This window comes from Pseudoalteromonas translucida KMM 520, assembly GCF_001465295.1.
GTDB lineage: Bacteria > Pseudomonadota > Gammaproteobacteria > Enterobacterales > Alteromonadaceae > Pseudoalteromonas > Pseudoalteromonas translucida.
This window is the reverse complement of record NZ_CP011034.1, coordinates 833,063-855,529: the sequence shown is the minus strand read 5'-3', so window position 1 is coordinate 855,529 and position 22,467 is coordinate 833,063. Positions and strand designations below refer to the sequence as shown.

Genomic DNA, 22,467 nt, shown 5'->3' with positions numbered 1-22,467 from the left:
GATAAATTATCTTTAGGAATATTTTATAAATAAATTAAACTATTTAACAAGCATTATGTAAGACACTGCTTTATAAGAGAATTAAATGAGTAATTTTAACAACAAAAAACGCACTTAATAAAGTGCGTTTATACGTTCAGTTATTAGTTAAACAGATAATTAGCCGCCTAATAAACTAATTGCTGCTTGTGGTATTTGGTTCGCTTGCGACAAGATAGACGTACCCGCTTGTTGTAATATTTGATTTTTAGTCATTTGCGCTGTTTCTGTTGCAAAGTCAGTATCTTGAATACGGCTGCGTGATGCTGATACATTTTCAGATATATTAGCAAGATTACTAATAGTATGACTAAAACGATTTTGCACCGCACCTAAGCCAGCACGCTGACTGTCAATATCTGAAATAGCTGAATCTATTAGTGAAAGCGCGCGTTGCGAGCCCGCTTGTGTTGAAATGTCTATAGTATCGACGGTTTGCTCTTCAGAAAGCTCATTTACCACACCTGTTATAGTTCCGCCATTTGTAACATCAAAAGACCTCTCAGACGAAAACTCTATTGCTGAGGTCAACGTAAAAGATGAGTTGCCAGCACTTAATGCTGTAGTATTAGTTGTATCATCTCTAAAGTTAACTAGGATAGTGTTAGCAGGTAATGCATCTGAATCTTTTTGGATCGTTACACCATCGACACCGCGAACATCCAATTGTATTAATCCACCAACAATTTTAGCATCGTACCCTTGCTCTGTTAGTTTAGCCGTTAATGTTGCATTAGTTTCACCAGTAAGGTCTATATCTTCATTGCCAATAGTCAGAAGCCCGCCAACGCTGCCAGCTAAAGTAATATCTACTTTTGCCACCGCTTCAGCTTTAACTAGTGAGTCTGCAGCATTAATCTGGCTTGCCGTACTTGTAGCTGTGGATTCTGCATCTATAGAAACACTTGTAGATTCACCACCTGAATTTAAGGTAAAAGTTTGCGCCGTTGCACCACTAGTAGCAAAAACAGTACTAGAAGCAGCTGCAAGCCCAAAATTAGTTCCGCTTGTAGAACCTTGAGCAAAGGTCCCTCCTATATCGTCAGCAGCTACGCTACTTAACGTAATATTAATTAGTTCATTTGCATTAGCACCGACTTGAAATGATTTAGTTCCATAGCTACCATCTAAAAGTTGTTGCCCACCAAAAGATGTTGTATCTGCTATTCTTGTTAGCTCGGTTTGAAGTGCTGCAACTTCTTTTTGTAATGAATCTCTATCTTCTTTTGAATTTGAACCATTGGCTGATTGCAATGCAAGCTCTCGCATTCGCTGCAAAATATTTGTTGATTCGCCCATCGCGCCCTCAGCAGTTTGTGCCATAGAAATACCATCGTTAGCATTTCGTTGAGCAACTGCTAAGCCATTTATTTGTGATGTTAATCGGTTTGAAATTTGCAGGCCTGCTGCATCGTCTTTTGCGCTATTAATACGCATACCAGAAGACAGTCGCTCCATTGAAGTAGCTAAACCCTGACCTGATTTAGATAAGTTACGTTGTGCGTTTAGTGACGACACATTAGTATTTACTGTTAATGCCATTTTACCATCTCCGAGTGTTGAACAGGATGTGGTTCAAAATGCTTTTGCAGGAACCACTATTAGATGCAGTTAATAAAGCAGGTTTTGTGCCAACTCAACTAAAGAGCTCAATACATTGTTTTTAAAGTGAAATTATAAACATTAAATTTAGTTTGAAAGTGAAACCGAGCTTTATAATAGAAAGTTAATAAATAGTGACAGTTTTTTGCCGCTTGGATCAGTGGTGATATTCGGGGGCGATTACCGGGATATGACATGTTTTTTACTTTAGTGTGTTTGGTTCTCTAAAGCGCAGCACCCTCTTAGCCTTCTTGTGAATAAAGCATTCAAATATTATTTTTCACAAAGAGAAAACAATGAGGGTAAATGAAGAATAACTTAAACTGGTAATTTTTGTGTTTTTTCTTCTCTAAAGCGTAGCGCCCTCTTAGCCTATTTGTGAATAAATTTACTTAAATTCATTTGCACAAAAAGCAGTAAATGACAAAAAACTAAAGGTGTCAGATAGTCGATAACCAAAAAGCGCGGTATATAACCGCGCCTCCATCAACAAAAACGCCTAGCTTGACTAGTTTTTGCCTAAAACCTGATACCTGACACCTCAAACCTGCTCTTTCACACCGTTCTTGGTTAATTTCTACCTAAAACCTGATACCTGACACCTAAAACCTGCTCTTTCACACCGTGCTTGGTTAATTTCTACCTAAAACCTGATACCTGACACCTCAAACCTGCTCTTTATCTTTAAATATAATCAAATAGTGATAATTTAGCTAAACGGCCAAATGTGGCCTGCGACGCCTGGAGTGCGGTTTCTTGCTGAGTGAGTTCGCTAATTGCAGCGGCCATATCTACTTCAAGCAGGCTTGAACGATTACTTTGGTTTTGAATGTCTAACGCAGAGTTAGAGTCGGTTACTCTTTCTAGCACATTCATCCGCCCGCCTAAACTGGCTTGGGTAAACACGACTTGTTCGCTGGCGTTTTGCAGCTGCGTTACACCATCGTTAAGTACTTGCTGAAAATCGTCCCCCGTAAGCGTGCCATTATTTAAGCCTGTAATTAAACCTTGTAGCGTATTAAGTACGTTTTCTTTGTGGGGTTTTTCTAGGCTAAAATCGAGCTGCTGCCCAGGTGCTGCGCCAGTGAGCTGAATTTTCATTCCGGCAAACTCTATTGGCTCGTCGGTTACATTTCCGCTAACAGGTGGTGTTTGCGCTACTCCATCTCGTAAAATTTCATACTGATCCAGATCGCCTGGGTTAGCACCGGCAGTAACCACTACATTAAAAGTATTTGCTGTGGCTGACACTAAAGGGTCTGGATCAGCGTTATATTGCTCTTTATGAAACTGATCGAACACGCCTTGTTTATCTACATAAACAGAACCCGCAAGCGTACTTGTTGCATCGCCTGCATTAGATGTTACATCGAGGCGTGCATTGGTTTTTTCAAAGGTGTCGTAGCCGTTGTCGCTAGATTTAATTGACACACCTTCGGCAATAGTAATTTTATGCTGACCTTGATCGCCTTGGTAATTGTATTTGCCGCTGGCGGCATCAAACTGATACGGTTGCGTGCTGTCTTGGTAGCCTGAAAATATATATTTACCGTCTTCTGAACGGGTGTTCATTAAATTAGCTAACGTTTTTTGTATTTCGGTTAGCTCCGACGCTAACGACTTTAAGTCGTCTTTACTGTATGCGCCATTACCTGCTTTTAAAGCAATGTCTTTAGCCGCTTGAATACTTTCGTTAATACCTTGCAGTACGCTTTCTTCGGTTTTTAGTCGGCCATTGAGCTGATTAATATTTTTTGTATATTGCTCATTACTTTGTATTTTATTGGTATATAGCATAGCTTGCGATATATCGGCAGGCGCTTCTGAGGTAGATAAATACTTTTGCCCAGTATTTACTCGCTCTTGTGCGTTTGCTACGCCATTTTGATTTTGTAGTATTTTATTAATGCTGTTTTGATACATTAAGTTATTTGATAAGCGCATAATTACCTCGTGGCACTAAGTAAAGTGTCAAAAATAGAACGTGCAGCAGAAAGCACCTGAGCTGAAGCCGCGTAAGATTGTTGAAAGCGCAGTAAATTAGCCGCTTCTTCGTCAAGGTTTACCCCAGATAACGACTCGTACCATGCCTCTGACTGCTGTGCGAGTGCGTCGAATGCTGCGCCGTTTGTTTTAGCTTGGCCTGTTACCACACCAATATCGGTTACTAATCCGGCATACGCTTGGTTAAACGTTTTATGGTTATCGGCATCTGAGCTTGAAACAACATTTTGACGCACCAAGTCACCATTTTGTAACTCGGCTAACTTTAAGCCATTGCGGTTATCGTCAAAGCCGCCTTTGTTAAACTCTAACGTAAAGCTATCGCCTGTTGCTGGCGAGCCTTCAATATCAAAATCAAAGCCATAACCGTCATAAGGAGCACCAAGGCCAGCCAAAACATTTTTACCTGGTGGTGCAATAGTAATTGGCACATTGGCACCGTTTCCATCGCTAATTAAGTAATCATTTGTACCCGCTGCTTTAACTATGGTTATATCTCCATTAGCGAGTGCAGGAGGAGTCGTAGTTGTAAAACCACCAGCGGTAACACTACTCACACTGCCTGCAGAAATAGCGCCACTACCGGTATTATTTATGTCATCGGCGGTGCGTATTGGCGATGCGAGCGCTAGGTCTTCACCGCGCCCGGTGGCGAGAGTGATATTAGCGGCGGCTTCTGAGTTAAGTTTAATTTGAAATTTATCGCCTTCATTACCTGCACCAGCCATAGTCAGCTGCAAGCCAAATAAATCAACACCAGGGTTATTTACCGAGTTAATTTCGCCGCCTACAAATGTTGCTGTTGTAGCAGCGCCTAATGGCTCACCTTTATTATCTACTGGCTGAATACTCACTTCATTTGGGTTTGCTGTATAAGTCACAATAAAATCACTGGCTGGTAAATTACTGCCTTTACCGGGTTCTACTGTTGCACTAACACCCGCACCGCCGGTATTAGCTTGATAGGCAAACCCCTTTGCCGTAGGTATATTGAATATATCGCCACCCAATTTACCGTTAGCATCCATTCCCAAACGGTTTTGCTGATTAAATGCATCTGCTAACGCTAAACCCATTTGGCCTATTTGATTTTGTGCAGGTACTAAAATATCGTCTCTGAAGGCAAGTAAACCACCTATTTTGCCTTTTAATTTACTGGCATCAACCTCAAGCGGCACAGCTTTGCCGCCATTTACATCTAAGCGCAGTTCTTTAAAGTTTGGATCGGGGTCGCCGCGCATCGAAAATAAGTTAAACGAGCCGTTTTGCATTACAACCGCTTCACCGCTGCCCATAAAAACAAGTTTTTCACCATTGGGGCCGTCGAGCGTTTCAATGTCGATTAACTCTGATAAATCGCGAATCGCTTTATCGCGCTCGTTATATGTTCCGCTTGCAGCAGATGCGTTGTTAGTACCATTAACACCAGCAATTTGTTGGTTTAACGATCCTATTTTTTGAATTAAGGTATTGGCTTCATCGGAGAATATTTCGAGCTGCTCATTTACAACATTTTTTTGATCCAGCACTATTCCCGATAACCTATCCATTTGGCTTATTAAGCTATCGGCGTTAGTCATTACTAACGAACGTGCAACCGTTGACGATGGCTGATTAAGCGCTTCTTGCACGTTATTAAATAGCGAGTTTATACCAGTCGATAAGCTATTCGCTTCTTGCGAAAACAACGTGTCTACTCGGTTTGCTTCACTTACAAACTGATCAAAAAACGTTTTATTTGAGGTGTCTCTGTTTAATTGTTTTTGTGCAAATTCATTAAGTAACCTGTAGGTATTACCTTTGCCGACTTGATTGTCGATCATGGTGCCATGCTCTGTACGCTCGCGCACATAGCCGTCGGTATTTACATTGGCAATATTTTTACTGGTTGTTTGCAACAGATCAGTGTTTGCTCTTATTCCTGAATTGGCAATGTTTAATAAATTAAACGACATGTTACTTTACTCCTTGGCGGATCACGTTTGTTGCAATATTTTTTAGCTCGCTACTGTTAAGTACGCGCTTTATTTTATCCGCATAATTTGGGTCTGTTGCATAACCGGCTTGTTGTAATGAGTCTAAAAACGCTGCCGGTTTAGCGGTATTTTGTAATGCTTGTTGATAGCGTGGGTTTTGGGTTAAAAAATCAACAAAGTCGTTCACGCTGTCTTTTATTGAGTCGTAAGCCCTAAAACTGGCTTGTTTTTTAACTGCAGCACCTTGTTCAAACTCTAAGGTAACTTTGTTGGCTTTTTCGCCCTGCCAGCTTTTATCTGACTTAATATTAAATAAGTTATTTGAGCTGTTACCGTCGCTTTTATTAATAATATGCTTACCCCAACCGGTTTCAAGCGCTGCTTGAGCCACCATAACAGCAGGATTTAAACCAATTTTTTTAGCCGCTGTTTTAGCATGCTCCCATACCGAACTTACAAACTCTTCGGCTGTTTCAAAGTTTGGCTTAGCTACTTCTGGCTTTTCGGTGTTCATAGCGCTTTTATCTACAGGCTCGGCTACGGCTTTTTTACGCTGTTGCTGCGGCAACTCTATGCCAGCACGCTGATCGCTTAAAAGATCGTTACTGGTTCTGAGTACTGAAGCTGGGGTGTAATTTTTTGCCGTAGGAGAAAGTTGCTGCACTATTAAATCGGCAAGCCCTAATGAGCCATTAGACGAGAGCTCTGATGAAAGTTGCTGATCATGCATTTCTTCAAAAAACTTTACGCTACTTGAATTTAATGGGCTTTCTTTGTCTTCGAAGGCTTCGCTGGCTTTGCGCATGCTTTTAAGCAGCATTTGCGTAAATATGGCTTCAAATTGTGCCGCTGCTTTTTTGAGAGCCGCTTTTGAGGCATCACTAGACGCGTCGCCACTGTTTAAGGCATCTTTACGCAAAGCGTTTAAGTTACCTAAATCAAAAAAGTTTTGCTTATCGAGGTGATTTGTTTCCATCAGCTTTTTGACACAATAATGAATAATGTATAAAGCAATGCAAAAATTGAGCCAGAGGGGAAAGTGTGGAGCTATATGCCATCGGTTGTCAGCTTTTAAAACTGACCACCGATAGCATTACGTTGTTTTAAATTACGACTAGCTGGCCGTTTATTGCGCCGGCTTCTTTTAGGGCTTCTAGTATTGCCATTAAATCGCCAGGTGCGGCGCCTACTTCGTTTATAGCACGTACTAGGTCATCTAAGCTCACTCCTGGGTTAAATACAAATGCCCGTGAGTCGTCTTGTTTTATATCTATAATACTTTGCTGAGTAACAACGGTATCGCCATCACTAAAAGCATTTGGTTGCGATACATTTAATTGCTCGGCAATCGTTACTGTTAAGCCACCGTGAGTAATAGCAGCTGGTTGCAGCTTTACATTTTTACCAATAACAATAGTACCAGTGCGCGAGTTAACAATAATTTTTGCTGCTGTATCTGCCGGGGTAAATTCTAGGTTTTCGAGCGTTGATAAGTAAGACACGCGCTGCGAGGCGTCTCTTGGGGCAATCACTCTAATAGACGCAGCATCGAGTGCTTGGGCGCTATTTGGGCCAACTAAATCGTTTATGGTTTTTTCTAATCGCTTAGCGGTAGTAAAGTCTGGGCGATTTAAGTTAAAAGTAATATAGTCGTTTTGCATAAATGGGCTTTTAACTGCGCGCTCAACGGTTGCGCCATTTGGAATGCGCCCCACTGTTGGCGTGTTTATAACAACTTTACTGCCATCAAGCCCTTCAGCGCCTAAACCACCTACAATTAAACTACCTTGGCCAATAGCATATACGTTGCCGTCGACCCCCTTTAAAAAGGTTTGCAATAAAGTACCACCACGTAAACTACCTGCACTACCAATAGACGATACGGTAATATCAATAGTTTGCCCGGGCTTTCTAAAAGGCGGCAGTTCAGCATGCACTGCAACCGCAGCCACGTTTTTAATTTTTGGTTTTAAGCTTGCTGGTAACGTAATGCCAAAGCTGTTTAACATGCCTTTAAAGCTTTGCTCGGTAAATCGGCTTTGCTCGCCCGTACCAGGTAAGCCAACAACTAGGCCATAGCCTACTAATTGGTTTGAGCGTACACCCTCAACCATAGACACATCTTTAATGCGCTCGGCCATGGCAGGAAGTTGCCAGCCAAGTAACACCATTAAATAAAAAACTTTAAATACATTCATAATGAATGTCCTCTAAAAAGGAAAAAGTGAGCTACTAAAAAAGCGTGTTAGCCAACCGGCACTTTGTGCTTCTTGAGTTTGCCCTTTGCCCGAATATTGAATTCGTGCATTAGCAATTCTATTTGACTGCACGGTATTATCTGCAGTTACATCTTCTGGCCTTACTAATCCCTCTAAACGAATAAATTCTTCGCCCGAGTTTAACGTTAGCCATTTTTCGCCGCGAATAACTAAATTACCATTAGGTAAAACACGCATTACGTTTACCGATATATCACCGGCTAAACTATTTGACTGATTTGATTTTGAGTCGCCTTTAAATGACGCGTCGCTGCCAATACCAAATTGAATGCTGTCGCCGCCAATATTTACCGGTAATCCGCCTAAACCAATAACGGGGTCGAGTTTTGCGTCTGACTGTTTATCAGTTTCTGTTTTTGCCGCTTTAGAGGCTTGCGTAGATTCTTGCAATTTAACTGTGATTATATCGCCAGTACGCAGTGCTTTTTTATCGGCGTATAAGTCGTTCGATAAATACGTATTAAACAGTGAGCCATTAGCAACTGCCGGTTCAACATTGGGTTCTGGGTACATGGGCGAATAGTAAGGGTCGTCTTGTACTACATCACTATTTTGTGTAGAAACACAGCCACTTAACAATAAAGTACCCGCTGCAAATAATATAATATTGCGCATAATAACCTCTAAAATATTATAATTGCTGATTGATGTAGCTCATCATTTCATCAACTGCCGAAATTACTTTTGAGTTCATTTCGTAAACACGTTGGGTTTCTATTAGGTTTACCAACTCTTCGGTTACGTTTACGTTTGACGTTTCTAGTGAGCCTTGAATAATAGTGCCTAGCCCATCAACCCCAGGGTTACCCTGCACTGGCGCACCACTTACTGCGGTTTCGGTGTAAAGATTTTGCCCTATAGGCTCAAGGCCCGACGGATTAATAAAGTCACTAATGGTAATTTGCCCAATAACCACGTTATCGGCCTGCCCTGCAACGCGTACAGACACTTCACCGTCTTGCGATACGGTGATTGATTGCGCGTCGTCGGGTACGTTCATTTCTGGTTGAACTACATAACCAGCACCCGAGGTTACAACTCGCCCGTCGCCATCGGTAGTAAATTGTCCGTTGCGCGAATAAGCAATATTGCCATCTGGCTGCAGTACTTCAAAAAAGCCTGAACCAGAAATCATCCAATCCAGTGAATTTTCAGTGGTTAACATATTACCTTGCGAAAAGTTTTTTTGGTTAGCTACTACTTTGGCACCAGCACCTAGCATTAAACCTGATGGCATTTCGGTATCTTGCGATGAGCGACCGCCTGGTTGATTAATGTTTTGGTAAAGTAAATCTTCAAAAACGGCGCGGCTTTTTTTATAACCAACCGTACTGGCGTTGGCTAAGTTATTAGAAATAACCGAAATGTCGGTTTGTTGGGCGTCAAGCCCGGTTTTACTGATCCACAATGCTGGATTCATAATCGTGTCCTCATTTTAAAGTTAAACTATGCGCAACAGCTGATCTTGCGATTGATCTATTTCTTCTGCTGTTTTCATTAGCTTTACTTGTAATTCAAATTGGCGTTGATGGCTGATCATATCGACCATTTCGTGTACCGGATTAACGTTCGACATTTCTAATGCGCCGCTTATCACTTGTACGTTAGCTGAGGTTTCAACCGTTTGATTTGGTTTTGGTCTAAATAAACCATCGTTACCTTTTTCAAGTGTTGAGTTATTTGCCTCAACCACTTTTAAACGATCAACCTCTTCTAAAAAGTTAGCCGGCGCGCCCTGTGGGCGTACTTGTATGGCACCGTCTTTACTAAATTCTATTTTTTCAATCGGAACTGGCAAAATAATAGGGCCGCCTTCGCCAATTACTTGACGACCACCGCTGGTGACTAACATGCCTTCGGCGGTAATGTTAAGCGTACCTACTTTTGTATAAGCTTCGTTGCCGGAGGCGTCTTGTACACTCAGCCAGGCGTTATCGCTCATGGCAATGTCGAGCTCGCGACCGGTTTGCTGTATGCCACCCGATGTCATGTTTGAACCTGGGCGCTCTTCCATAGAAAACACCCGCGATGGCAAACCTTCACCAAACGCTTGCATAGATCGAGCTTGGGCAAAGTCGGCTTTAAAACCTGTGGTATTTGCGTTCGCCAAATTATTGGCTTTAAGGGCAAGCCCCATTAAGCTTTGCTTAGCGCCAGACGCGGCAATGTAGACCATTTTATCCATAACATCGACTCACTTAAAAATCTCTGTAAGAACAAATGCAATATATGCGCCAGATTAAATTTAATACTAAAAACTGTTATTTTGAAGGAGTGTAAATACGCATAAGAAAACAATAAAAAGAAGGGAAATATGCTTTTTCGTACTTAGTGTGCGGCGGCAAGCTAGTTGCCCAAAATAAAAAGGCTGCAATTAAGCAGCCTTGAATATTCAAATTAATAAATTGTGCTTATCTAATTTGTAGAATACTTTGCTGAATTGTTGAGTTAACTTCCAGCGCTCGCGAGTTTGCTTGGAAATTACGCTGTGCGCTAATTAAATCAACTAGTTCGTTAGTTAAGTTTACGTTTGATTGCTCAAGCGCTGATGAGTTGATATTACCTAACGTGCCAGAGCCAGGTTCACCAGCAATAGGCTCGCCTGACGCTATACTGGCTTTCCAACCTGTGCTGCCCACTTGTTGTAAACCTTGTGAGTTTGAAAAACGTACCATAGCCACCTGGCCTAAAAACGTTGAGTCGCCATTACTGTACGAAGCCACAACTTTACCATCGGCACCAATATCAATACCCGCTAAACGGCCAACCGTTGCACCGTCTTGCTCAAGTGCTTTTACTTCAAAGCGACTTGCATATTGAGTAGGTATTTTATTAGCTGTACCAGTTTCATCACGCCAGTTAACTTCTATATCTGCAGGAAAGGTAGCACCATTAGTTAATAAATCAGAAAGCCCCGCTGTGCCACCGCCTCCAGCAGTTATAGACAATGGATTAAAAGTGTTACTTAAGTTTGGTGCACTGTCTGTACTTTGTGGTAAACCACTTGAGTCAAACTGAAAAGTAGTCATAGGAGTGTACGGAGCTACTGTTTGTTCAACACCATTGGCACCAAAAGATTTACCATCAAGTGTTGAGTGTACGTTCCATTGATTTTCATTACCGGGTACTGCAGGGTCGCTTTTTACAAAAAACAGCTGCAATACATGTGGCTCACCGAGTGAGTCATACACGGTTGTTGAGGTTGATGAATTATAAGTTGCACTTTCGGTAGGGTTAAACGCAATTGTAGGTGCAATTGATCGTGAGTCTAAATTAAACGAGCTATACACGCTTGAAGTAGCACGCGGCGATCCTGACGAGTCAGGTATTTGTAAAGCCGATGAAGTACTTAAACTCACTGATGTAGTATCACCTGTTGAAGGGTCAACCGGAAAACCTTGTAAAAAGCTGCCATTTGCATCTACCACAAAGTTGTCTTTGTTTAACTTAAATGCGCCGGCACGTGTGTAGGTAAAATCTTGCGCGCCTAGGTCTTGGCTAGTTGCAAAGTAACCTTCACCGGTAATCGCTAAATCTAACGAGTTATTGGTAAACTGTAATGATCCTTGGTGAAATTGTTGTGCAACCATAGTCGTTTGCACGCCGTCACCATTTTTTGTTTTACCAGAACTAAATACCGACGATGCATACACGTCAGCAAATTCTGCGCGCGACTCTTTAAAACCCGTAGTATTTACGTTGGCTATATTATTTGCCGTAACGTTTAAATCTTTTTGTGCGGCAGCAAGGCCGGATAATGCAATATTGAAGCTCATAATTGACCTCTAAACTATTTAATTTTTAGCCCGCTGGCTAATGAATCTTTTACGCGATTTCTGCAACATCAGTCAGCCTAACCGCACCTTCTTTAGTGTTAATAATGATGCCATTTGCACCATTAATATTAACACTCTCAATATTTTTAAAGGTAGCAATTGGCAGGCTCGAAAACTCACCATTAGTACTCCCCTCAGCTTTAATTTTATATTCGCCAGGAGGTAGGCGCTCACCCGCTTCATTTTTACCATCCCATGCAAAACGCACTGCACCAGCTGGTTGCGAGCCTAAATCTATGGTTCTAACTAACTGCCCAGACTCGTCTTCAATTCGTAGCTTTAAGCTTTCAACTGGCTTTTCGGCAACAACTGAGCCTCGTGCATCACCGGCTGCATTTAAGTCTAGCGTGTCAGACTCTAAAAGCGCCTGCTTGCCTACTAATGTAGAAGCTTGTAGTGCTGAGTTTGATGTCATTGATGCAGCTAAAGATTCAAAGTTAGAATTTAAATTTGAAATACCCTCTGCCATAGTAAAGTTAGTCATTTGCGCAATCATCTGATCGTTATCAGCCGGTTTACTCGGATCTTGAAACGACAGTTGCTGCGTTAGTAATGAGAAAAAATCTTCTTGGGTTAACGCATCACTTTTTTCTTTACTGGCTGCTTGCTTATCTTGCCACCGTAAAGAGTCTAAATAGGATGAAGATGTACTAATATCGTTGCTCATAACCTACCCTCTGTTACCGCTGGCCTAACAGCAGTGTTTTACTTAACATTTGCTTTGCTGCATCGGCAACTTGCACATTTGTTTGATACGAACGAGAGGCAGAAATCATGTTTGCCATCTCCTCAACAACATTAACGTTGGGTTTATAGATATAGCCATTTTCATCCGCACTTGGATGGTTTGGGTTATATTCAATTTGTAATGGCTTGTTGCTTTCAACAATACCCAATACTTTAACGCCAACAGCGGAGCCCTGTGGATTACTTGCTGATGCTGAAGCTTTAGTAAGCTCAGCAGCAAATACAGGTTGTCGCGCTCGGTAAGTTTTATCCTGAGAAGAACTAATAGTATTCGCATTCGAAATATTACTTGCGGTGGTGTTTAAACGCACATTTTGTGCGCTCATACCAGAACCAGCAATATCAAAAACATTATATAAACTCATAATTATTATCCTTGGCTACCGAGTGCTTTTTTCAGACCTTTAAATCTGCCGCTTAAAAATTGCAAGCTGGCCTGATACTCCATAGCATTCTGTGCATACAAGTTTCGTTCCACCTGTATATCAACTGAGTTGCCATCACCTGTATCTGGTTGATTTGCATTACGAAACATTTCTGAACCACCAACTTCTTTACTACCACCGGCAATGTGTTTACTGTTGGTTCTTACCATACTATTGCCGCCTTGTTGGTGTGACTTTGCCGTTTTTAGTGCAGAGGCAAAGTCTATATCTTTTGCTTTATAGCCCGGCGTATCAGCATTAGCGATATTGGTAGCGAGCATTTCGGCTCTTTGCGAACGGATCAACATAGCGTGCGGGTGCACACCAAGCGCTTTATCAAAACTGATAGCCATAACCATCTCCAAAAAATTGACTTAGCTTGAACAAAGCAAGAAATAAGCCATTTAACTAATTTTTGTTTAAAGTTACTTAGTAAGCTGATTAAACATAGCTATTTAAAGTGCAGGTTTTAGGAGGAGTTTTAGATAATAGGTAAATTGATATGAGCCAATACAGTTATTATAAAAAATGCCAGTAGTTAAAAACTCTAAAGCACATTTGCACACTGAATGCGAATGGGAGTAAATGAGGAGTGATTTAAACAGATAATTTATCTATTTTTTCTTCTCTAAAGCGCAGCGTCTCATAACCTTTTTGTGGATATATTTGCTTAAACATATTGGCACAATGCGCTTTAAATAAGGGGAGGTGCGAAGCTATAACTAATAACAGTGCTTGGTAATACAAAGCTTAGCTAATTACTTGCTGATCACTAAAACGAAAAACGACGCTAGATGCGTCGTTTAAAATAATGCTTAAAGTGTGCAAACTGCTCGCACTTCACCATACTTGCAGTTATTTCTTTTGATAAATAATACCAGGGTTACATCTAACCATATCAAAATCGTTACTTAAACCGCTCATAGATTCCGACGCCCCTAAAAGTAAATAACCTTTAGGATTAAGTGCTTGAGAAAATTGCGCAATAATTTTTGCTTTTACTTCTGGTGCAAAGTAAATCAACACATTGCGGCAAAATATAATATCAAACTTGCCCATAAGCGCGTATGAGTCGAGTAAATTAAGATGTCTAAAGTTAACCTGTTTTTTTATTGGGTCGATAACTTGAGCCATGCCATTGCCGCTGTCTTTAAAAAACTTTTTACGACGTTCGGCCGAGAGCCCTCTTGCTAGTGCTAACGCGTCATACTCTGCGTGTTTACACATATCCAGCATAGTATTTGATATATCGGTAGCCACTATTTGCGCTCCCTGCGTAAAACCCCAGGAGAACTTGCCTGAAACTCAGCAACCGACATAGCAATAGAGTATGGCTCTTGCCCAGAAGAACTTGCCGCAGACCATATTTTTAATGGTCTGTTAAGCCCTTTAAACTCTGGAAACAGTTTAGTTTTTAATAACTCAAACGGATATTGATCTCTAAACCATAGGGTTTCATTGGTGGTCATTGCATCAACCACTGCGGCGCGTAATTGGCGCTCATGCAATCCCAACGTTTTATTTACTAGCTGTGACAAAGACTCAACATTAAATCGCTTCATTAACGGTGCTAAACGGCTTTTAACCAAGTATTGTTTGTTTTCGCCCAATACAATACCGCACTGTTGTTCTAAAAATAAGCGAAATTGATCGTATTCACTTTGCTGTAAATCTTTACTATTCAAATCAATAACACCTCTGTTTATTAATCACAATGAACCCATTTTCTTACTGCTGTTGCGAGTTCGTCGGGATTAAATTTTGCAATAAAGTCATCTGCACCTACTTTTTCAACCATGGCCTGATTAAAAACACCACTTAACGAGGTATGTAAAATAACATGTAATGGTGCCAATTTAGGGTCGGCTTTTATTTCGGCGGTTAATGTATAGCCATCCATTTCAGGCATTTCTACATCGGAAATAAGTAACCCTACACGTTCTGTAATATCGTTTACGCAGTCGTGTTCGGCTATTTCTTTTAATCGTTTAAGTGCTTCTTTACCATTTTTGGCAAGCTCTGTTTGAACGCCTAGTGGCTCTAATGCTCGCTTAACTTGGTTTCGTGCTACTGCTGAGTCATCGGCAATAAAAACAATTCGCTCGCCTAAATCTTTTTTAATGTCACCTTGTGTAGCCGCAACATCGGCACTTACTTCGGTATTAACGGGACAAATTTCGTTTAATATTTTTTCTACATCTAAAATTTCAACTAATTCGTTTTCAATTTCAGTTACAGCAGTTAAGTAAGAATAACGACCTGCACCTGGCGGCGGCGGCATTATTTTTTCCCAGTTCATATTTACAATACGCTCGACACCGCCAACTAAAAAGCCTTGAACGGTACGATTATATTCAGCAATAATTATAAAACTGTCTTTAATATTTTCAATTGGACGCCCACCCACAGCCATAGAAAGGTCGATAACCGAAATAGTTTGGCCGCGAATATGGGCAACACCACGAATGTAAGCATTTGATTTTGGCATATTAGTAAGAGGAGGACATTGCAGCACCTCTCTGACTTTAAACACATTAATCCCAAAACGCTGACGCCCTCTAAGTTTAAATAGTAGTAGCTCTAAGCGGTTTTGTCCCACCAACTGGGTTCGTTGGTTTACTGAGTCTAAAATACCTGCCATTCAAATCTCCTAAAAAACAAACTATACGGAACGATAATTGCTTTGAATTTATAAAGTCACATAATACAACGGGAGCGTCTACTTTTTGACGCTAAATATTTATACCCTGTTTTAACCTATAAGCATAGCCGAAACATTATGAGTTTGTTAAAAAAAATCAGAAGATACAGTGTTTTTTATGTTCTTACTAGCCTCTGTTTAACTTTACCTTTAGAGGCAAAAGTATTTAGCAAAGACATATTACAACAAATGGCCATAACTCACGTTGCGGCGCAAATTAACAACCTCGATGAAAACAAAGTACAGCTTAGTGCGTTACCACTCGACCCGCGTACTCCCGATCGCAGTTGCGACTCAGAGCCTGAGTTATTGCTCCCCAGCGATCCACCTTTTAATCGCCAAGTAACATTACAAATAAAATGTAACGACACTAACAACTGGGCTCAATATGTACACGTAAGAGTGACCGAAACAGCCCCTGTTGTAGTTGCGAATGTAAATTTAGCTCGTGGCGAAGTAATAACTGCGGCGCATTTAAGTATTGAAATGCGACCAAGCCACTTTATTAGAGTACAATATTTAGATAACCCGGCATTATTAATAGGCAGCCGTAGTAAACGAAATATACGCAGCGGAATGCCACTTTTATTGAGCCAAATATGTATGGTATGTAAGGGCGATGCTGTAAATATTCATGCTAATATTAAGGGCTTAAAAGTCAAAACAACCGGTATCGCACTTGAAGATGGCAGCCTTGGCGAGCAAGTTAAAGTAAAAAACAAAAAAACCGGTAAAGTTTTAAATGCACGCGTAGATGGTGTAGAGTCTGTGCAAGTTAATATATAATTTAAATTTACACTAAAGTATCTTATGTATATGCCGATAACTTGGCATTAGTTGGGTAATATACAGGTTTATTATTATGGTCGGTCAAGTTAATAAAGGTAATCAACAAGCAAATGTGTTAACTAACACTAAACAGCAAAAAGTTGATATACAAAGAGATAATGCAAATACGCAAGCTGCACAGTCTTCGGCGCCTAAAGCTGCCAGCGACTCTGTAAGCTTAACCCCGCAAGCTAAACAGCTAAAAACTCTGCAAGATAAAGCGCAGCAGTCTCCTGGTTTTGATACCGATAAAGTGGCAGAGCTTAAAAAAGCAATCACTGAGGGTAAATACCAAATAGACAGCGAAAAGCTTGCAAAAAACCTAGCTGAATTTGAGTTTAACGTTTATGGCTGATCACAATAGTTTAATTACTATTAAACTAAATGAGCAACACAATTGCTTAGAGTCACTTAATATTTTATTAAATGACGAGCTAACATCTATTGCCTCGCGCCGTGGTGAAGGTTTAAAAGAAATTACCCAACAAAAAATGTCTTTTTTAACCACACTAAGCAGCCTCGATAAAGAGCTCAACAAGTTGATTGCCAATAACGATGAGCAAACAACCGAGATCACCGATTTAATTAAACTAATACGCAGCAAGCTTGAGCAATGCCAAAAGCAAAATGAAGTAAATGCCCACGCAGCGCATCAAGCACAATTAAGCGTTAAGCAATTAAAAGATATTTTAATTGGTGCCCCCTCCTCTATGACCTACGACCAAGCCGGTAGTGTAATAAATACCGATAATAACTTGGTGCGTAATTTAAAAGCTTAATTTAAAATAACGTCCTACATAATAAAAAAGCCCTAACTGTTAATCAGCTAGGGCTTTTTTGTTTTTAGAGTTACTAACGTTTTTAGGGGGAGCTAGAGTCTTATATGGACTCCCTAATAATAAGTTACTTTTTTAACTTCTCGGGGTTTAATTTCGCCTATGTACAGGTCGTGTACGCGCTTCATGTTTAGTTCAAGCTCAGTTATATAGGTGTCGTCTACCGCGTAGGCTTTTATAACTTGTGCGCCTTTAATAATGCCCTGCACTTTGCTTTGTAGGTAATCGTCTTGTGCTATTGAACCTGCAACTGTAGTACCTGCGGTAATTTGTTGCCCATACACTTGCTCTGCAAGCTCTCGGTAAGCTTCTAGCTTAGAAGCCTTAATAGCCATTAGCTGCTTTTGCGACTTATTTACACCCGACTGCAGGCTAATAGGTGCATAACCCACGGCTTTTAATACCGGGTAGTTGTTTGGCTCTACATATTTGTATTCAACGTGCTTATCAAACATATTGCTACAACCGCTTAAAGTTATGCATCCTAACGTGATAAGTAATGGCATTACTCGCATAGTACCTAGCCCTAAAAAATAAATTAAATAATTATACGATACTTATGCAGGTTTAATGCCATTGACACTTGATTGGTGTTTACTCACAAATAACATTGGTACGCTCCTTGCTGTATAACTTACGCTAATAGCTAAAATTTAACTGGAGTAAATGTATGAATTCGTTTTTATCATCGGTATTTGCAGGGCTAAGCGCAACTGCTTTATTAACGTTTTCGCCTTTTACTGCAGCGCAGTGGTATGAGTCGACCGGCCATGCACAAGTTAAAAGTAGCGATGTAGGCGCAGCTAAATCTGCAGCAATTAAAGATGCCATTACACAAGCGTTAGTGTTCTCTGGTGCGCGGGTAAGCTCGGTACAAACCTTAGTAGACGGCGTGCTAATGCAAGATCAGCTTAAAATAAGCAGCCATGGCGAAATTCAAAAAATAGAGCTTGTGAGCGAAGAGCGTCATAATAATCAGCTAGCTATTACACTGCGCTTAGATATTTTTGCACAAACAGAGCAATGCCCACAAAGTAGTTTTAAAAAGTTTGTGGCCGTTACCCAAAGCCAGCTTAATCATCGTGAACAAGCCCGCATGGGTCAAATATTTGACATAGATAAAGCCGTTAGCAAAAATATTTATACCGCATTGCAAAAGTCAAAAATGAGCGCAGTACCAATTGCTTATTACAACAACGCAATAAAGGTCGATAAGTATTTTTCGCAGCAACACGACTACTCTAATGCGCAATTAGAAGATATTTCTTCGCGCAGTAACGCGCAGTACGTTTTATTAAGCCAAATAACCAATCTATCAACTAGCGACAAGCTCAATAGCGACTATGCCTTTTGGCAAGACGAAAGCTATCAACGTAGTTACCAAATAGAGTTTACCCTTTTTGATGGCACAACTTATGAGCAGCTTTGGCAAAATAGCTATCAAAATCAAGCTATTTGGCCATTTGAAAAAACCGCAATTGTTGATGTTAACAGTAGTATGTTTTGGCAATCGCCCTATGGGCAAAGCATAAACGATATAAACCAAACGCTAAGTTACGATTTACAATCAGCTATGGCCTGCTTGCCTACTCAAGGAAAAATTATGCACCTTGATCAGGGCAACATAGTGATTAACTTAGGTAAAGCGCATGGCCTTAAAAAAGGCCAACTACTTAGCATTGCACACCACAACTACCTAACAGACGCTTTAGGCAATACTATGCCACATAAAGTGATTACCCTTAATAGCATTCGTGTTGAGCAGTTGTATCAACAAAGCGCCATTGCGGTAAGCATTAATAATGCACCACTTCCGGGCGTGCAAATTAACGATATAGTCGAAATAGTTAGCCAAAACCTTTAATTCAAGACTTTAGTTAATTTAGCCTTTAAATTAGGGTGAGCCGACAACCATTCACCCAATTGCTCAACCCCCGATAAATGCGGGTAATGCTTTCTAGATGCAAATACTATATTGCGCTGCTGATTAGGGTAAATAGCTAAATAATTAACCCCCACTCGCTCAGTACATGCCAATTTAGGCACAAATGTAACTCCGTCATCCATAGCCACCAGCGCCAGTAATGTTTCTAAACTATTGCCCTGATACTGGCTCGACACATTAACTCCTGCCGAAAAACAAAACTGCTGGGCTTGATCTTTAAAGCAATGGCCATCACTTAACATTAATAGGCTGCATCCTTGTAAGTCGCGCAGCGCTACTTTTTTTTGCTGAGCTAATGAATTATCGTGTGATACAGCCACTACAAAATCTTCTTTGTATAAATTAACCCTATGGTACTTTTTGAGCTCGGGTACATCGGCCAAAATAGCAAAGTCGAGCTCGCCGTTATCTAGCGCTTCTAAAATTGTAGCGGTTTGCATTTCAATAAACGAAAAGCGACTATTAATAAACGCTTCTTTCATTGAAGTGAGTAATACCGGCAGTAAATAAGGCGCAATGGTTGGAATAATACCAATAGTTAACTTACCCTGTAGCGGCTCGTTTGACGTAGCAGCAAGCTCTTTAAGTATTTGTGTTTGTTCTAAAATAATATTAATTTGTGTTAATAAACGCTCGCCTTTGGCAGTTAACGTTACCTGTTTAGTAGAGCGGTCAAATAAAGTAACACCTAGCTCCTGTTCGAGTTTTTTTACTTGGCCACTTAAGGTAGGCTGGCTTACAAAGCACGCATCGGCCGCTTTACGAAAGTGCTTAAAGTGCGCTATGGCTTTTACATACTCTAAATCTTTTAAGTTCATATTCATTACCAGGCTGATAGTTTATACCTATCAGTTTAATGCAAACAAACGATTGGAACTATATTTAAATCACCGCCATAATGGCTATCAACAAATCAAGAGGAACAAAAATTATGTTAAACAATATTGAAGGCAAAACAATCCCAAGCGTTACATTTGCAACTCGTCAAAACGACGAATGGAAATCAGTAACAACAGATGACATTTTTAAAGGTAAAACGGTTGTTGTATTTTCACTACCGGGTGCATTTACACCAACATGTTCGTCTACTCATTTACCACGTTACAACGAACTAGCCGGCGTACTTAAGCAAAACGGCGTTGACGAAATTGTATGTTTATCGGTAAATGACACCTTTGTAATGAACGCATGGGCTGAGCATCAAGAAGCGCAAAACATTACTTTACTACCAGACGGTAACGGCGAATTTACTGACGGCATGGGCATGTTAGTAGACAAAAACGACCTAGGTTTTGGTAAGCGCAGCTGGAGATACTCTATGCTTGTAAAAGATGGCGTGATCGACAAAATGTTCATCGAACCAGATTTACCAGGCGACCCGTTTGAAGTATCTGACGCTGATACAATGCTTGACTACATCAACCCTAAGCAAGCTAAACCAGAGCCAGTAACTGTATTTACTAAACCTGGTTGTCCGTTCTGTTCAAAAGCTAAAGCGCTTCTTACAGAAAAAGGCTTTGCATTTGAAGAGATTGTTATGGGCTCAGGCGCATCACTAACAAGCCTTAAAGCCGTATCTGGCCGTGAAACTGTTCCGCAAGTATTTATTGGCGGTAAGCACATTGGCGGCTCAGACGATTTAGAAAAATACTTTGCTTAATTAATAATTTTGCTCAATGAGTAAATATAAATAGGGGCACTGGTTGCCCCTATTTTATAAGGAAAAAAATAATGAAAGAATTGCAAACCGACGTTGTTGTTATTGGTGCGGGTACTGCGGGTTTAAGTGCTTATCGTAATGCTAAACAATTTACAAATAACGTACTTATGATCGAATCAGGCCCTTACGGCACTACCTGCGCACGAGTTGGTTGCATGCCGAGTAAATTATTAATTGCAGCTGCTGAAGCTGCGCACTCAATCACAATGGCACCTGCATTTGGTGTACACAGCTCTGCACCACGTATTAATGGTAAAGAAGTGATGGCGCGCGTTAAAAGTGAACGCGACCGCTTTGCCGGATTTGTTGTAGAAGCCGTAGATGAGCTTCCAAGCGATGACAAAATTCGTGGCTATGCTAAATTTTTAGATGCAAACCGCGTACAAATAGATGATCACACCATTATTACGGCTAAACGCTTTGTAATAGCAACCGGCTCACGCCCTTCATACCCTGGCGTATTTAATAATTTTGGCGACAAATTAATTATAAACGATGACGTATTTGACTGGGACGACCTTCCAGAATCGGTAGCCGTATTTGGCCCAGGTGTTATCGGCCTTGAAATAGGCCAAGCACTGCACCGTTTAGGCGTTAAAGTAAAATTATTTGGTGTTGGTGGTGCAATTGGCCCCCTTACAGACCCAGTAGTAAAAGACTACGCAAACACCGTATTTGCCGAAGAATTTTTTGTTGATACCGACTCAAACGTATCCGACATGATGCAAGTAGACAACAAAGCGCAGCTTACTTACACCGACAAACAAGGTGCTAAACACACCGAACAATTTGACTACGTACTTGCCGCAACCGGGCGCGTACCAAACACAGATAAACTCGGCTTAGAAAACACCGGCATTGAACTTGATGAACGTGGTGTACCAATTGCCGACGCTTATACAATGCAATGTGGCGATTCAAATATATTTATCGCAGGCGACGCCTGTAATATGCTGCCACTATTACACGAAGCATCTGATCAAGGCTTAATTGCTGGCCAAAATGCTGGACGCTTCCCCGATGTACAGCCAGGATTACGCAGATCAAAAATTGCCGCCGTATTTAGCGACCCGCAAATAGCCATGGTTGGCGAAAGTTATAAAGAAATCACCACTCGCTTAGGCAGTTGTGACTGTTTTGAAATAGGCGAAGTAAGCTTTGAAAACCAAGGCCGCAGCCGCGTAATGCTAAAAAACAAAGGGCACATGCGTGTTTATGCCGAGCAAGGTACAGGGTTATTTTTAGGTGCAGAATTTATCGGCCCACAAGCCGAGCATTTAGCCCACCTACTAGCATGGGCGGTACAAAACAAAATGACCGTACCACAAATGTTAGAAATGCCTTATTACCACCCAGTGATCGAAGAAGGGCTACGCACAGCGCTGCGCGACCTAAACGCCAAACTAAAATTTGGCCCAGACATTATTAACCATTGTATGGAATGTGGCCCAGGGGCATAACGCCCTAACGTAAAAATTAAACTTGCTATTAAAAGCCAAAACCGTTGTTTTGGCTTTTTCATATCGCCA

General features: G+C 40.9%; 21 protein-coding genes and 1 pseudogene. 6 read left to right on the top strand and 16 right to left on the bottom strand.

All coding sequences use genetic code 11. The annotated features are described in order from the left end of the window. Positions 1–159 precede the first annotated feature (159 nt). From PTRA_RS19350 to PTRA_RS03895, 14 genes and pseudogenes are all read right to left on the bottom strand, one after another. Entirely contained in the window at positions 160–1,581 is a 1,422-nt protein-coding gene (locus PTRA_RS19350; RefSeq protein ID WP_058372776.1) for a flagellin, read from the bottom strand. 744 nt (positions 1,582–2,325) lie between these two features. Then, a complete protein-coding gene (flgL, locus tag PTRA_RS03955; protein WP_058372775.1) occupies positions 2,326–3,585 on the bottom strand; it encodes a flagellar hook-associated protein FlgL in 1,260 nt (419 codons plus the stop codon). Between the two features lie 2 nt (positions 3,586–3,587). After that, complete coding sequence (gene flgK / locus PTRA_RS03950) at positions 3,588–5,600, bottom strand: flagellar hook-associated protein FlgK (RefSeq protein WP_058372774.1); 2,013 nt, start codon at positions 5,598–5,600, stop codon at positions 3,588–3,590. Position 5,601: 1 nt separating this feature from the next. Next, a complete protein-coding gene (gene flgJ, locus PTRA_RS03945; RefSeq protein WP_058372773.1) occupies positions 5,602–6,597 on the bottom strand; it encodes a flagellar assembly peptidoglycan hydrolase FlgJ in 996 nt (331 codons plus the stop codon). Positions 6,598–6,724: 127 nt separating this feature from the next. Further along, a complete protein-coding gene (locus PTRA_RS03940; RefSeq protein ID WP_058372772.1) occupies positions 6,725–7,819 on the bottom strand; it encodes a flagellar basal body P-ring protein FlgI in 1,095 nt (364 codons plus the stop codon). 12 nt (positions 7,820–7,831) lie between these two features. After that, positions 7,832–8,515 (bottom strand): flagellar basal body L-ring protein FlgH, encoded by a 684-nt coding sequence (flgH, locus tag PTRA_RS03935; protein WP_058372771.1) that lies wholly within the window; start codon positions 8,513–8,515, stop codon positions 7,832–7,834. Positions 8,516–8,531: 16 nt separating this feature from the next. Continuing rightward, positions 8,532–9,320 (bottom strand): flagellar basal-body rod protein FlgG, encoded by a 789-nt coding sequence (flgG, locus tag PTRA_RS03930; RefSeq protein ID WP_011327468.1) that lies wholly within the window; start codon positions 9,318–9,320, stop codon positions 8,532–8,534. Positions 9,321–9,341: 21 nt separating this feature from the next. Beyond that, positions 9,342–10,085 (bottom strand): flagellar basal body rod protein FlgF, encoded by a 744-nt coding sequence (locus PTRA_RS03925; RefSeq protein WP_011327467.1) that lies wholly within the window; start codon positions 10,083–10,085, stop codon positions 9,342–9,344. A 226-nt stretch (positions 10,086–10,311) separates the two neighbouring features. Continuing rightward, the gene (gene flgE, locus PTRA_RS03920; protein ID WP_058372770.1) at positions 10,312–11,676 is read right to left on the bottom strand and encodes a flagellar hook protein FlgE; all 1,365 of its coding nucleotides are present in this window, start codon (positions 11,674–11,676) and stop codon (positions 10,312–10,314) included. Between the two features lie 49 nt (positions 11,677–11,725). Continuing rightward, positions 11,726–12,403 (bottom strand): flagellar hook assembly protein FlgD, encoded by a 678-nt coding sequence (locus PTRA_RS03915; protein ID WP_058372769.1) that lies wholly within the window; start codon positions 12,401–12,403, stop codon positions 11,726–11,728. Between the two features lie 13 nt (positions 12,404–12,416). Further along, entirely contained in the window at positions 12,417–12,848 is a 432-nt protein-coding gene (gene flgC, locus PTRA_RS03910) for a flagellar basal body rod protein FlgC (protein WP_011327464.1), read from the bottom strand. 5 nt (positions 12,849–12,853) lie between these two features. Further along, positions 12,854–13,261 (bottom strand): flagellar basal body rod protein FlgB, encoded by a 408-nt coding sequence (gene flgB, locus PTRA_RS03905; protein WP_041454356.1) that lies wholly within the window; start codon positions 13,259–13,261, stop codon positions 12,854–12,856. A gap of 502 nt (positions 13,262–13,763) precedes the next feature. Next, a pseudogene (locus tag PTRA_RS03900) lies at positions 13,764–14,593 on the bottom strand (CheR family methyltransferase). 20 nt (positions 14,594–14,613) lie between these two features. Next, positions 14,614–15,549 carry a chemotaxis protein CheV gene (locus tag PTRA_RS03895; RefSeq protein ID WP_011327460.1) on the bottom strand — a complete coding sequence of 312 codons (936 nt, stop codon included), beginning with the start codon at positions 15,547–15,549 and terminating at the stop codon, positions 14,614–14,616. A 138-nt stretch (positions 15,550–15,687) separates the two neighbouring features. Between PTRA_RS03895 and flgA the strand changes: the two genes are divergently transcribed. The 3 genes from flgA (at position 15,688) to flgN (ending at position 17,216) form a co-directional block, all read left to right on the top strand. After that, positions 15,688–16,395, top strand: coding sequence for a flagellar basal body P-ring formation chaperone FlgA (gene flgA / locus PTRA_RS03890; RefSeq protein ID WP_058372768.1), 708 nt, complete (start codon positions 15,688–15,690; stop codon positions 16,393–16,395). A 76-nt stretch (positions 16,396–16,471) separates the two neighbouring features. Beyond that, positions 16,472–16,792, top strand: coding sequence for a flagellar biosynthesis anti-sigma factor FlgM (gene flgM, locus PTRA_RS03885; RefSeq protein WP_011327458.1), 321 nt, complete (start codon positions 16,472–16,474; stop codon positions 16,790–16,792). Beyond that, positions 16,785–17,216 (top strand): flagellar protein FlgN, encoded by a 432-nt coding sequence (gene flgN / locus PTRA_RS03880; protein ID WP_058372767.1) that lies wholly within the window; start codon positions 16,785–16,787, stop codon positions 17,214–17,216. The genes flgM and flgN overlap by 8 nt, the downstream gene beginning before the upstream one ends. 113 nt (positions 17,217–17,329) lie before the next feature. On the opposite strand, the gene PTRA_RS03875 is transcribed toward flgN, so the two are convergent. Next, complete coding sequence (locus tag PTRA_RS03875; RefSeq protein ID WP_011327456.1) at positions 17,330–17,788, bottom strand: LPP20 family lipoprotein; 459 nt, start codon at positions 17,786–17,788, stop codon at positions 17,330–17,332. 155 nt (positions 17,789–17,943) lie between these two features. Here PTRA_RS03875 and PTRA_RS03870 point away from each other — a divergent pair, with 155 nt between their 5' ends. Next, the gene (locus PTRA_RS03870) at positions 17,944–19,137 is read left to right on the top strand and encodes a flagellar assembly protein FlgT (protein WP_058372766.1); all 1,194 of its coding nucleotides are present in this window, start codon (positions 17,944–17,946) and stop codon (positions 19,135–19,137) included. On the opposite strand, the gene PTRA_RS03865 is transcribed toward PTRA_RS03870, so the two are convergent. Further along, a complete protein-coding gene (locus PTRA_RS03865) occupies positions 19,134–20,036 on the bottom strand; it encodes a LysR substrate-binding domain-containing protein (RefSeq protein ID WP_058372765.1) in 903 nt (300 codons plus the stop codon). The two genes, PTRA_RS03870 and PTRA_RS03865, sit on opposite strands and share 4 nt — an antisense overlap. 113 nt (positions 20,037–20,149) lie before the next feature. On the opposite strand from PTRA_RS03865, the gene PTRA_RS03860 reads away from it, so the two are divergent. Both PTRA_RS03860 and PTRA_RS03855 read left to right on the top strand, forming a co-directional pair. Continuing rightward, positions 20,150–20,878 carry a glutathione peroxidase gene (locus tag PTRA_RS03860; protein ID WP_011327453.1) on the top strand — a complete coding sequence of 243 codons (729 nt, stop codon included), beginning with the start codon at positions 20,150–20,152 and terminating at the stop codon, positions 20,876–20,878. A gap of 71 nt (positions 20,879–20,949) precedes the next feature. Next, a complete protein-coding gene (locus PTRA_RS03855; protein WP_058372764.1) occupies positions 20,950–22,398 on the top strand; it encodes a dihydrolipoyl dehydrogenase in 1,449 nt (482 codons plus the stop codon). Positions 22,399–22,467 lie beyond the last annotated feature (69 nt).